This window comes from Pantoea sp. Acro-807, from assembly GCF_011752675.1.
GTDB lineage: Bacteria > Pseudomonadota > Gammaproteobacteria > Enterobacterales > Enterobacteriaceae > Pantoea > Pantoea eucrina.
On sequence record NZ_VWXE01000001.1, the window covers coordinates 126911 to 140019 of the forward strand.

The 13109-nt window shown below is 53.9% G+C and carries 12 protein-coding genes; 2 read left to right on the forward strand and 10 right to left on the reverse strand.

What is annotated here, in order from left to right; genetic code table 11:
• Positions 1-146: 146 nt before the first annotated feature.
• A complete protein-coding gene (gene thiI, locus F3J39_RS00640) occupies positions 147-1595 on the forward strand; it encodes a tRNA uracil 4-sulfurtransferase ThiI (RefSeq protein ID WP_039382973.1) in 1449 nt (482 codons plus the stop codon).
• A gap of 199 nt (positions 1596-1794) precedes the next feature.
• Here thiI and yajL read toward each other — a convergent pair whose 3' ends face one another.
• Together yajL and panE are read right to left on the reverse strand one after the other, a co-directional pair.
• Entirely contained in the window at positions 1795-2406 is a 612-nt protein-coding gene (yajL, locus tag F3J39_RS00645; RefSeq protein ID WP_039382974.1) for a protein deglycase YajL, read from the reverse strand.
• The gene (gene panE / locus F3J39_RS00650; protein WP_039382975.1) at positions 2360-3280 is read right to left on the reverse strand and encodes a 2-dehydropantoate 2-reductase; all 921 of its coding nucleotides are present in this window, start codon (positions 3278-3280) and stop codon (positions 2360-2362) included. The genes yajL and panE overlap by 47 nt, the downstream gene beginning before the upstream one ends.
• A gap of 124 nt (positions 3281-3404) precedes the next feature.
• On the opposite strand from panE, the gene F3J39_RS00655 reads away from it, so the two are divergent.
• Complete coding sequence (locus tag F3J39_RS00655) at positions 3405-3896, forward strand: YajQ family cyclic di-GMP-binding protein (protein WP_039382976.1); 492 nt, start codon at positions 3405-3407, stop codon at positions 3894-3896.
• Between the two features lie 98 nt (positions 3897-3994).
• Here the strand turns inward: F3J39_RS00655 and F3J39_RS00660 are convergent, their stop codons facing one another.
• The 8 genes from F3J39_RS00660 to F3J39_RS00695 all read right to left on the reverse strand — a co-directional run bounded on the left by F3J39_RS00660 (position 3995) and on the right by F3J39_RS00695 (position 12874).
• Entirely contained in the window at positions 3995-5359 is a 1365-nt protein-coding gene (locus tag F3J39_RS00660; RefSeq protein WP_094111498.1) for an MFS transporter, read from the reverse strand.
• Between the two features lie 202 nt (positions 5360-5561).
• Positions 5562-6449, reverse strand: coding sequence for a heme o synthase (gene cyoE / locus F3J39_RS00665; protein WP_039382978.1), 888 nt, complete (start codon positions 6447-6449; stop codon positions 5562-5564).
• Between the two features lie 13 nt (positions 6450-6462).
• Positions 6463-6792, reverse strand: a complete 330-nt coding sequence (locus F3J39_RS00670) for a cytochrome o ubiquinol oxidase subunit IV (protein ID WP_039382979.1) — start codon at positions 6790-6792, stop codon at positions 6463-6465.
• Complete coding sequence (locus tag F3J39_RS00675) at positions 6792-7406, reverse strand: cytochrome o ubiquinol oxidase subunit III (RefSeq protein ID WP_039382980.1); 615 nt, start codon at positions 7404-7406, stop codon at positions 6792-6794. The genes F3J39_RS00670 and F3J39_RS00675 overlap by 1 nt, the downstream gene beginning before the upstream one ends.
• A complete protein-coding gene (gene cyoB / locus F3J39_RS00680) occupies positions 7406-9388 on the reverse strand; it encodes a cytochrome o ubiquinol oxidase subunit I (protein ID WP_039382981.1) in 1983 nt (660 codons plus the stop codon). Before cyoB ends, F3J39_RS00675 begins: the two co-directional genes overlap by 1 nt.
• Before the next feature lie 4 nt (positions 9389-9392).
• Entirely contained in the window at positions 9393-10316 is a 924-nt protein-coding gene (gene cyoA, locus F3J39_RS00685; protein WP_039382982.1) for a cytochrome o ubiquinol oxidase subunit II, read from the reverse strand.
• 436 nt (positions 10317-10752) lie between these two features.
• Entirely contained in the window at positions 10753-12240 is a 1488-nt protein-coding gene (ampG, locus tag F3J39_RS00690) for a muropeptide MFS transporter AmpG (protein ID WP_071668931.1), read from the reverse strand.
• 55 nt (positions 12241-12295) lie between these two features.
• Complete coding sequence (locus tag F3J39_RS00695; RefSeq protein ID WP_039382984.1) at positions 12296-12874, reverse strand: lipoprotein; 579 nt, start codon at positions 12872-12874, stop codon at positions 12296-12298.
• Between the last annotated feature and the right edge of the window lie 235 nt (positions 12875-13109).

The window sequence follows — 13109 nt, forward strand, 5'->3', positions numbered from 1 at the left end:
TGCGGTAGCAGAAGCAGTCACGCAGTAAAGGTGGTATACTTTTGCGCCTCGGATGCGGACGCTCTCGCGATCCCCGCAATATTATGATCTTACCAGCTAAGTGCTGATGATTTTAGCACTTATTTGCCCAACGAAGCTGTGTCGCCATGAAGTTTATCATCAAGCTCTTCCCTGAAATCACCATCAAAAGTCAGTCGGTGCGGCTGCGCTTTATCAAAATTCTTACTGGCAATATCCGCAATACCCTGCGTTCTCTGAATGAGGATATCAAGGTGGTGCGCCACTGGGATCACATTGAAGTACGCGCCAAAAACGAAGCGCTGCGTGAAACCATTGTGGATGAGCTGACGCGTATTCCTGGTATCCACCACGTGCTCGCCGTTGAAGATCGTGCTTACACCGATATGCACGATATCTTTGAGCAGACGCTGGCGCTGAATCGTGAGCGCCTGGAAAATAAAAGCTTCAGCGTGCGCGTAAAACGTCGCGGCACCCACAGCTTCAGTTCACAGGATGTGGAACGCTATGTAGGCGGCGGGCTGAATCAGCATATCGCCAGCGCGCGCGTGCAGCTGAAGCAGCCGGATGAGACGGTTAATCTGGAGATTGAAGACGATCGTCTGCTGCTGATCACCGGTCGCTTTGAAGGGCTGGGCGGCTTTCCAATCGGCACGCAGGAAGATGTGATGTCGCTGATCTCCGGTGGTTTTGATTCCGGTGTGTCGAGCTATATGCTGATGCGACGCGGCTGCCGCGTACATTACTGCTTCTTTAATCTTGGCGGCGCGGCGCATGAGATTGGCGTGCGTCAGGTAGCACACTATCTGTGGAATCGTTTTGGCCGCTCACACCGCGTGCGCTTTGTCGCTATTAATTTTGAGCCGGTCGTCGGCGAGATTCTGGAAAACGTCGATGACGGGCAGATGGGCGTGGTGCTGAAGCGCATGATGGTGCGCGCCGCGTCGATGATTGCCGAGCGCTACGGCGTACAGGCGCTGGTGACTGGCGAAGCGCTGGGCCAGGTATCGAGCCAGACGCTGACCAACCTGCGCCTGATCGATAACGCATCCGATACGCTGATCCTGCGTCCGCTGATTTCACACGATAAAGAGCACATTATTAATGTGGCGCGGCAGATCGGTACGGAAGATTTCGCCCGCACCATGCCGGAATACTGTGGCGTGATCTCAAAAAGCCCGACGGTTAAAGCGGTGAAAGGCAAAATTGAAGCGGAAGAGCAGAATTTCAACTTCGATATTCTTCAGCGCGTGGTGCAGGAAGCGACTAATCTCGATATCCGCGAGATTGCTGAACAGACCGAAGAAGAAGTGGTGGAAGTAGAGACCGTGGACTCTTTTGGCACTAACGATGTGGTGCTCGATATCCGTGCCGCTGACGAGCAGGACGCTTCCCCGCTGGATCTCAGCGGCGTGGAAGTGAAGTCGCTGCCGTTCTATAAGCTCAGCACGCAGTTTGGCGATTTGGATCAGAACCGGACCTGGCTGCTCTATTGCGATCGTGGCGTGATGAGCAAACTGCAGGCGCTTTATCTGCACGAGCAGGGTTTTACAAACGTGAAAGTTTATCGCCCATAGCACGTCAGGGGCGCCACCGGGATATCACCGGAATTTGTTGGGGCGCATTAATACGCCCCCTACGTCTGGCTTCGTAGGGGCGCCATTAATGGCGCCCTGGTTTATGTGCGGCATCCGATTCGGCCCAGGGGCGCATTAATGCACCCCCTACGGTGATACCGGAATTAATTTCGCGCAACGGAATTCGCAGAGGCGCACTTTATTCGCGCTCGTCGAACTCCTGATAATTATAAATGCCTGCCGCCAGCACCAGCTGTGAGGCGACTTCGCGTGCGGTCTCTTTATCCTGCAGCAGATCCACCAGCTTTAATGCAAAATCAAACGCTGTACCCGGTCCCTGGCTGGTGAGCAGATTGACGCGCGGATCCCATACCACGCGGCGCTCCATCCATTTCGCATCCGGAATTGTCTCTTTCAGGCCCGGAAAGCCGGTCATATTCCCGACCGGAAAAAGATCGTGCGGCACCAGTACCGTGCCTGGCGCTGCGCAAATAGCCGCCACAATTTTGCCTGTCAGATGAAACTGGCGCACCGTTTCCACCAGCAGCGGGCTGTCGCGGAACGTCTCCGCACCTTTCAGACCACCGGGCAGAACAACGGCGTCAAAATCGTTATCTGCCACTTCTGCCAGAGGGGCATCAGCCAGCAGGCGCACGCCGCGCGAGCATATAATTTCCCGTGTGCCGTCACTCTCTGCGCTGGCGGTAGTGACAGTGATGCCGCCGCGCACCAGCACGTCGATGGTGGTGACCGCTTCGGTCTCTTCACTGCCATGAGCGAGGCATACCAGTACGGATGGGCTGGCGTTCATATTGTGACTCCTTACGTTTTACCAGATCATAAAGGCGGCTATTCTCCGGCAGCGTAATGCCCTGACTGCGCGCGCGGCGCAGCAGATAGCCGGTAATATAATCAATTTCAGTTTGTCGCTGCGTACGGATATCCTGCAGCATAGAAGAGACATTGGCGGCAGTCGTGTCGATAACGTCATAAATAATGGCGCGTAGCGTCTCTGCATCCATATGCTGTCCTTCACGCGTCAGCAGCAGCGCCAGCTCGTCGCACAGCGTATCGATCTGCTCCGGCCAGGCGCGCAGCGCGCCGTTCAGGCACTCATGCTCTACCGTTAGCGGATTGATAACGCAGTTCACCGCCAGCTTGCGCCAGCAGGCGGAGGCAATATCATCATGCCAGGCAACGTCAGGTAATGCCTGATGCAGCAGATCCGCGAGATGGCTCAACGGCGCGGCGTCACGGCTGACCGGTCCGATATGCGTGATGCCAGCCGCCACGTGGCGGATCACTGTCCCGTCATGCATCGCCGCATGGGTGGTGATGCCGCGCAGCAGCGGCTGCGTCAAATCGCGCAGCTCCTCCAGCGTTCCCATACCGTTATGCAGCAGCAAAACCGGCATGTCCGCGCGCAGCACGCTCTGAAGATTTTTAATCGCTGGCGAAACCTGTGGCGCTTTCAGGGTAACCAGCAACAGGTCGCTGCGCGCCAGAAACAGCGGATCGTTGGCGATAAAGGTGTGATTGCTCACTTCGCCCTGCAGATCGGTGACGTTAACGGAACAGTAGGGCTGCGGCACGCGCAGCCAGCCCTGTACGTCGTGACCCTGACGGGCCAGCGCAGTCAGCCAGACCTGCCCCAGCGCGCCGCAACCCAGCACGGTAATTTTCATTCTGCCTCCTGCTGGCGGGGTATTTTCACATCACATACTCAGTATAGCTTTGAGCTGCCGCGTGTTTTATTAGCGCAGCAAGACGCGTATTATGCATGTCACTTTAGTATCAGGAGAAGAAAAGATGCCATCTTTCGATATCGTTTCCGAAGTCGAGCTGCAGGAAGTCCGCAACGCGGTAGAAAATACCAACCGTGAACTCTCAACCCGCTTCGACTTTCGTAACGTCACCGCCAGCGTTGAGCTAAATGAGAAGAACGAGACGATTAAAATCACCACCGAGTCCGATTTTCAGGTGAAGCAGATTGTCGATATTCTGCGTGAAAAGCTACTGAAGCGCGGTATTGAAAACGCTGCGATTGAGGTGCCGGAAGAGATTGAACACAGCGGTAAAAGCTGGAGCGTAGAAGCCAAACTGAAAAAAGGCATTGAAAGCGACGTTGCCAAAAAGCTGGTGAAGCTGATCAAAGACAGCAAGCTTAAGGTGCAGACGCAGATTCAGGGTGACGAGCTGCGCGTGACCGGCAAATCGCGCGACGATCTGCAGGGCGCCATGGCGCTGGTGCGCGGTGGCAACCTTGGCCAGCCGTTCCAGTTCAAAAACTTCCGCGATTAATCCTCTCTGGCGCACGCCGTACCGCGATAGATCGACAGCGCACCATGCCGGATAGATCGCTGTAAAAAAAAGCCCGACGCAATGGTCGGGCTTCAGATTCAGCAGCTGGCGAGCAGCGCCTCTATCTCAACGCGGCTCGTGACTTTGCTGTCGATTTTGATATACGCGCTTTTCTCTTCCGGCACGATAAATACGGATGCCACGCCAGGCTGAGCTTTCAGACGTTTTTCCAGATTCGGCACGGCCAGCACGGCGTCGCTCAGTACCAGTCGCAGGCTGCTGACGTAAGGCGGCTCCTGCATCGACATCGCAACAAACAGCCAGGCCGCAGCGATAATCGCTCCGATGAGAAATACCGTCTGCGCATCAATATGACCAAAAATCCAGCCGCCGAGGCTGCCGCCAATCGCCACTCCAAGAAACTGGCTGGTGGAGTAGATACCCATGGCGGTGCCCTTATAACCAGCCGGTGACTCTTTGCTGATCAGCGAGGGCAGAATGGCCTCCATTACGTTAAACGCGAGGAAAAAGAGCTGCACGCCAGCCACCAGCGTCCAGAAGTGGCCTTCTGCTCCCCAGAGAACGATTTCCGCAATGATAATCAGCGCCACGCAGCTGACAAAAACCCGCTTCATACGGCGCTTTACTTCGGCGTAGATAATGACCGGCACTACGGCGACAAAGGCAACCAGCATGGTCACCAGATAGATTTTCCAGTGCTCAGCTGCCGGGAGGCCTGCCAGTTCAAACTGGCCGGGCAGGGCGACAAAGCTCGACATCAGCAGCACGTGCAGACAGAGAATGCCGATATTAAGCTTCAGCAGTCTGGGATTGGCCAGCACGGCGCGAATGCTGCCTTTTACCATCCCGGACTCGCGGTTAAGCACGTGACCGCGCGCGTTTGGCACGACCAGCAGCGTGATAACGATACCCAGCGTTGCCAGCAGCGCAATCATCCAGAACAGCGCATGCAGCCCCAGCGCGTGCGTGACAATGGGTCCGGCCACCATGGCAATCGCAAAGGTCACGCCAAAACTGATACCGATAAATGCCATCGCTTTAGTGCGGTTCTGCTCACGGGTGAGATCGGACAGCAGCGCCATTACGGCGGCGGCAATAGCGCCGGAGCCTTGTAAGGCGCGACCAAGAATAATGCCCCAGATTGAGGTTGTCGTGGCGGCGATCACGCTGCCAAGGACAAACAGCAGCAGGCCGCCGACAATCAGCGGCTTGCGTCCGATACGATCGGAAAGCAGCCCGAAGGGGATCTGAAAAATGGCCTGTGCCAGACCATAAATACCAATTGCCAGACCAATCAGGGTTTCGCTGGCACCCTGCAACGCCATGCCGTAAGTAGTAAGTACCGGCAGAACCATAAACATTCCGAGCATACGCAGGGAAAAAACGGTACCTAAACCCCATGTAGCGCGCAGCTCTACCGGCGTCATTTTATTGTCGTTCATTCCAACCTCTGTAAGTGTCTGCCTGTCATGCACCATGCTGCAGCAGCCAGTAACACCCTGTTGCTGCAAATCGATTTATTTCGGGCATTTAGCACCCATTTTAGGGAGCAGGGGAGGGCGGGTAAAACATTTGTTTTTAAGCAGTGGTAACAAAAAGAAAGGGCGCGAAAATCGCGCCCTTTCTCAGAGTGACGGTGCCCGCTTACCAGACGTAAGTGAGCAGGTCTTTGGATGCGGGAGCCATGAAGTCAACTGACATCATGACGCTCAACGCGGTGATGGCGATGATAGAGAACACAAACAGTTTACGCGCCCAGACTTTATCGTTTGAGGTTTTGTAACCTGAGAGTGCCATACCCAGCCACCAGACGCTGACCGCCGCAGCCACGATCAGATATTTGTAGCCCGCATAACCACCCAGTGAGAGCATCAGCGTGGCAATCATAAACGCCAGAATGTAGAGCGTAATATGATTTTTCGCCACAGAGATGCCTTTCACCACCGGCAGAACCGGAATGTTGGCGGCCTGGTAATCTTTAAAGCGGAAGATGGCAATCGCGTAGGAGTGCGGCATCTGCCACAGGCTAAAGATAGCCAGTAAAATTAATGCGCCAGCATCAAACTCATTGGTGACTGCGCAGTAGCCAATTACCGGTGGCGCAGCACCGGAGAGGCTGCCGATCAGCGTTCCGTAGACCGAATGACGCTTCATATAGAGGCTGTAAACGCCAACATAGACCACGAAGCCCATGACCGCCAGCCACATGGCCAGCGGGTTGGCGCCGAAATACAGCAACGCAAAGCCAGCAATACCCAACGCAGTGGCATAAACCAGGCTTACTTTCGCCGAGATCAGGCCTTTGACCAGAACCCGGTTCCGCGTTCTCTCCATTTTGATGTCGATATCGCGGTCAATCACATTGTTGAATACACAACCCGATGCGACCACCAGCGATACGCCAGCCAGCGCGGTGAGAAACAGGGGATAATCGATGCTGCCTTTAGAGGCCAGCAGAAATCCACCGATGACAGAAATTAAATTTCCGAAAATAATTCCTGGTTTTGTTACTTGCAGGTATTGCTTAATCATTACGCGTGACTCTTTAGTGGGCCATCATGTTGTAGTTGAGGTTCCACATAATCCACAGTGAACCGATCACAACAATCAGAATGATGATTGCTGAGAAGACAATGGCCACCATGTTCCAGCCACCCTCTGATTTGCTGTCCAGATGCAGGAAGTAGACCAGGTGCACCAGCACCTGAACCACTGCACACACCAGAACCACACCCAGGATGGTGCCGTGTGAGGCACTGCCATCCATTACCATCCAGAACGGGATCGCCGTCAGGATGATAGAGAGGATGAAGCCGATCATGTAAGACTTCACGCTACCGTGTGATGCACCATGTTCGTTTACAGAATGACTCATTACATGGCCCCCATCAGATAGACAACGGTGAATACGCAGATCCACACCACATCCAGGAAGTGCCAGAACAGGCTCAGGCACATGATACGGGTACGGTTGCTCTCAGTCAGACCACGTTTAGCGATCTGGAACATCAGAACCGCCATCCAGATCAGACCAGAGGTAACGTGCAGACCGTGCGTACCAACCAGAGTAAAGAAGCCAGAAAGGAAGCCACTACGGTTTGGACCGAAGCCTTCCGCAATCAGGTGATGGAATTCATAGATTTCCATCCCGATAAATCCGGCACCGAACAGGAAGGTCAGGGCCAGCCAGCCAATGACCGAACCTTTGTTCTGGTTGTTCATCGCAATCACTGCCATTCCATAAGTAATGGAGCTCAGCAGCAGCAGCGCGGTTTCAACCAGCACAAACGGCAGTTCGAAAATATCTTTACCTGCCGGGCCACCGGCAGTGTTGTTGACCATTACTGCATAGGTCGCAAACAGCGTTGCGAAGATAATGCAGTCACTCATCAGGTAGATCCAGAAGCCAAAGACTTTATTGGCTCCTGCATCGTGATGCCCATGCTCCGCATGGGCGTCGTGGTGGTGTTTTACGGTTTGAGTCGACATTATTTCAGACCTGCTTTGCTGATGTCATCAAAGTGCTTCTTCTCGATCTGCTCGATTTCAGCAACCGGAACGTAGTAATCCACGTCCTCATCGAAGCTCTTCACAATCCAGGTCACGATAGTGCCCAGGAAAGTGAGACCCGCCAGCCACCAGATATGCCAGATCATGGCGAAACCGAAGACTGTTACGAATGCAGCGATAACAATGGCCGCGCCGCTGTTTTTCGGCATATGAATTTCTTCATATTTTTCTGGCTGCTTGTACGCTTCGCCTTTCTCTTTCATTTCCCAGAACGCATCACGCTCGTGGATATGAGGGATAACAGCAAAGTTGTAGAACGGTGGTGGTGAAGAGGTTGCCCACTCCAGCGTACGACCGCCCCACGGGTCACCAGTCAGATCGCGGTTCTGATCGCGGTCACGTACCGATACCCAGAACTGAACCAGCTGGCACAGAATACCGCAGGCAATCAGCGCCGCACCGCCAGCTGCAACAACCAGCAGCGAGTGGAACTGTGGATCGATATCCTGGCTCAGACGACGGGTCATACCCATGAAACCCAGTGCGTACAGCGGCATAAAGGCAACAAAGAAGCCGATGATCCAGAACCAGAAGGCGCGTTTACCCCAGGTTTCGTTCAGCGTGAAGCCAAACGCTTTCGGGAACCAGTAAGTCACACCGGCCATGCAACCGAAGACAACACCACCGATGATAACGTTATGGAAGTGTGCAATCAGGAACAGGCTGTTGTGCAGGACAAAGTCTGCGCCCGGTACGGCCAGCAGTACGCCGGTCATACCACCGACTGAGAAGGTCACCAGGAAGCCGATGGTCCACAGCATCGCTGAGTTAAACTCAATACGACCCTGATACATGGTGAACAGCCAGTTAAAGATTTTCACCCCGGTCGGAATCGCGATGATCATCGTCATGATACCGAAGAAGGCGTTAACGTTAGCGCCCGCACCCATGGTGAAGAAGTGGTGCAGCCAGACGATGAACGACAGTACGGTAATGGCGATGGTTGCCCACACCAGTGAGGTGTAACCAAACAGACGCTTTTTCGAGAACGTCGCGGTAACTTCAGAGAAGACACCAAAGACCGGCAGAACGAGGATGTACACTTCCGGGTGACCCCAGACCCAGATCAGGTTGACGTACATCATCATGTTACCGCCCATATCATTAGTAAAGAAATGGAAGCCGAGGTAACGATCAAGCGTCAACAGTGCCAGCGTCACGGTCAGAACCGGGAACGCAGCGATGATCAGGACGTTGGTGCAGAGTGATGCCCAGGTAAAGACCGGCATTTTGAACAGGTCCATGCCCGGCGCACGCATCTTCAGAATGGTCACGAAGAAGTTGATACCGGTCAGCGTGGTCCCGATCCCTGAGAGCTGGAGACTCCAGATCCAGTAGTCGACCCCGACGCCAGGACTATACTCCGCGCCAGAAAGCGGCGGATAAGCCAGCCAGCCAGTCTGTGCGAACTCGCCCACACCCAGAGAGATGTTCACCAGGATCACACCGACCGCGGTAAACCAGAAGCTCAGGTTGTTCAGGAACGGGAACGCAACGTCACGGGCACCGATTTGCAGCGGAACCGCGATGTTCATCAGACCTACAACGAATGGCATTGCCACGAAGAAGATCATAATCACGCCGTGAGCAGTGAAGATCTGATCGTAGTGGTGCGGAGGCAGAATGCCCGCCTCACCGGCAGAAGCCATAACCTGTTGGGTACGCATCATTACCGCATCGGCAAAGCCGCGCAGCAGCATGACAAATGCCATGATGATATACATGATACCCAGTTTTTTGTGGTCAACGGAGGTAAGCCATTCTGACCACAGATACTTCCACTTACCAAAATAGGTGAGGGCGGCAACCAGCGCCAGACCACCAATGATGATAGCGGCGACCGTAACCATGATAATAGGCTCATGGTACGGCACTGCATCCAGTGTTAATTTTCCGAACATCGTATTATTCCCCGGTTCCCGCAGCAGCGGCGTGATTCATGTCCATGCCTTCGTGTGACATGTCCATTTTCCCGTGGCTCATCTTGAACTTATCAATAATCTGCTTGAAGAGTTCAGGATTCGCAGTTGAGAAATATTCCACCGGATGATTCTCACTTGGCGAAGCCAGTTTCTCAAACTCATCCATGGTGGTCAGCGTGTTAGGTGCCGCTTTAACTTTGGCAACCCACTGCTGGAATTCCGCATCATCTTTAGTTGCAATGGCCTTGAACTTCATGCCAGAGAAACCGCGACCACTGAAGTTTGATGAGATACCGTCAAACGTTCCTGGCTCATTGGCGATCAGGTGCAGTTTGGTCTGCATGCCCGCCATGGCGTAGATCTGGCTGCCGAGCGTAGGAATGAAGAACGAGTTCATCACGGAGTTAGAGGTGATTTTGAAGTTAACTGGCGTATTTGCCGGGAAGGCAATCTGGTTAACGGTGGCAATACCCTGTTCCGGGTAAATGAACAGCCATTTCCAGTCCAGTGCAACCACATCGATCTCAACAGGCTTAACGTCAGAGACCAGCGGTTTAGCCGGCTCCAGCGCATGCGTTGATTTCCAGGTCAGCACGCCGAGGAAGATGATGATCAGGATCGGAATGGTCCAGACCACGGCTTCCACTTTGTTAGAGTGTGACCAGTTAGGGCTGTACTTCGCTTCGGTATTGGTCGCCCGATATTTCCAGGCAAACACAACAGCCATTAAGACTGCCGGAATAACGACAATCATCATCAAGCCAAAGGCTGTCAGAATCAGTGAACGTTGCTCCATTGCAATCTGTCCCTTGGGATTTAACAACGCACTATCGCAGCCGCTGAGTAATACAGCGCCTGCGATTAATGACAAAATCCCCAAACATTTATTGTATTTCATGAGTCTCATTTAACGACCTCAATGACAAGGGCTCTATTGTCGTTTAAGTGTGCGCGCATTTTACGGTAAGGTTTATGCAGTGTAAACCAGCTTAAGGATGTGTCAGAAGGGTGTTGACACCTTTTGCTAAGGGAGTCACAGATGTTACGCAGAGTGACAAATTATTAACCGCGACAAGCAGTTGGCGGCAATATAACAAAAAGCAATGACAGAAACCGCAGAAAAAACAGGGAAAGCATAAACCGTACTTTTAATGCTCACTTATTTAACAATTATGCATCATTTGAGCGATAATTTTTCCACAAACTGATTGCTCACCGGATTTAAATATCGCCCGATGTTGTTAAATTAATGTTTTTATTTCGCGATGAAAAAAATGCTATTTGCGCTAATTCGCAGGTGCTATTTTTAAACAAAATAAATAGCGCCTGCAAATAGTGTCTGGCTATCGCTCAGCGAGCCGGTGGGTTTTCCTCAGAGCCAGACAGTCGAGTACCACGCCCAGCATAACGGCCAGAACGGCAATGCCGATGCCCGCCTCAAACAGTGGCGTCAGCAGCGCAGTCAGCGATTCTGCACCTGCAGCTGTTAGCGCCAGCGTCAGCAGCCAGCAGCCCAGTAACGCGCAGCCTGCGGTGAACAGGCGGACAATCCAGCGATAGCCCACAGGCCAGCTGGTACGCGGAATAAACGTGCCGCTCTGCTGCATCTGAAGAAGCGTGGTGCGGCTAAGCCACAGCAGCAGCAGTCCCGGTAGCGCAGCCACAACGGTAAACGCATAGAAAGCTGACCAGCCCCATAGCTCAACCAGCCAGCCGGCGGCCGGACCCACATAAACGCGGCCAACAGCAGCCAGCGCTGAGAGCAGAGCGAACTGGGTGGCAGAGAACGCTTTATTACACATGGTCATCAGCAGCGCCACAAAGGCTGCTGTTCCCATGCCACCACACAGATTTTCAATAAACACCGCGCTGGCCATGCTCCAGAGGTGGGGCGGGGTAACCGCCAGCAGCCAGTAAGCGGCGTTCGATACGGCCTGCAGAATGCCAAACAGCATCAGAGCGCGAAACAGGCTCAGACGCTGCATCAGCACGCCGCCATAGAGTGCGCCGATAATCGTCGCCAGCAGCCCCAGCGTTTTATTCACCAGGCCAACATCGCCCGCGCTGAAGCCGACGCCGCGGATAAGAAAGGTTGTTGTCAGCGACGCCGCGAAGGCATCTCCCAGCTTATAAAGGATGATCAGGGTGATAAGCAGCCAGGCATTGTTACGCTGAAAAAAATCCGCCAGAGGAAACGTAACGGCCTGGCGCAGCGTATGCGGCTCGCGTTTAGCCGCAGCGGGCTCGCGAGCCAGCAGCGTGGCAATCAGCCCCGGGATCATTAGCAGCGCCATCAGCCAGTAGGTTGCGCGCCAGCCCAGATAGCGATCGGCAAGCCAGAGTGCCAGCCCGCCGGAGATAAGCATCGCCAGGCGATAGCCCAGCACCGTAATCGCTGCGCCGCTGCCGCGCTCTTCCGGCGGCAGGATATCCGTTTTCCACGCATCAAAAACGATATCCTGAGAGGCGGAACAGAATGCGACCAGCACGGCGATGGCCGCCAGCAGCGTTAAATCCTGAGCCGGATGCATAAAACCGAGCGCAACAATGCCGGCAATCAGCGCCAGCTGAGTCAGCAGTAGCCAGCCCCGGCGACGTCCCAGAAACGGCGGCGTATAGCGGTCCATCACCGGCGACCAGAGAAACTTGAAAACGTAAGCCTGTCCTACCAGCGAAAAGAAGCCAATGGTTTTGAGGTCGACATTCTCTACGGTCATCCATGCCTGCAGCGTGCCTGCGGTCAGCGCCAGCGGCAAGCCGGAAGCAAAACCAAGCAGCAGCAGTACCGCCGCGTTACGTTGGGTAAATATTCGCAGATAGTGAGAGGTCATAGCCAGCCTGAGGTAGTGCCCGGCACAGACGGCCGGGCAGATGACAGCGGAGCGGTTAGCGTGCGTTCTGTTTAATGAAGTTGTTTACGCTGGTGTCCTGCGCCATATCGGCGATCACATCGCTCAGCGTCGCATTCACAGCGTTGGTGATCTTGTCGTTGGTGGCATTGAAAGCGCCTTCAATGCTGTAGGTCTGACGGTAGTTTTTCACCTGCTTGTTGCCATTTTTCGCCGTGGCAATAATAGAGATATCCGCTTTCGTGGTGATGCTGTAGCGCACGTTACCCTGCGTGACGTCAGCGTAGAGGCCATTCACCACAATCTGCAGATCCACTGCGCCGTTCGGGCCAATCATATATCCGCGGGAGGTCATCTGCTTCTCCAGCACTTCCTGCAGCAGAAAACGCAGGTCGCGTGATGGCGTCAGCGTAACCAGCTGTCCATCGCGGTTAACCTTTGCCAGCGCCTGATCGCTGCGCTGATCGGCACCGTTTACGCTGACGGTAACGCCCATCAGGCTCGGATCCTGTTGTGGCAGCTGGATCTTTGGCTGAATGTTCAGGGTTGTACTGTTGCTGGCACAGCCGGCTAAAACAAAAGCAGCCAGCAGAGGGAATAACAGTTTTTTCAACATACTCATTCTCATTAGCGTTAGGTTGGGAGATAAATCCGGCGTCATCATAGCATTGCAGCGAGGTGAAAAAAGCCCCAGCCACCGGGAAATTGATTGTAAAGGCTTTTTTCAGCCCGGAGGAAAACCCGCAGGTTGACCCGCCCGGATTGCCGGTTATGATGCGCTGCAGAGCGGGAATATTTTCTGATTTTTACCGGGCAGTAATGCAAAACCTACTAATATTTAAACAGATGGG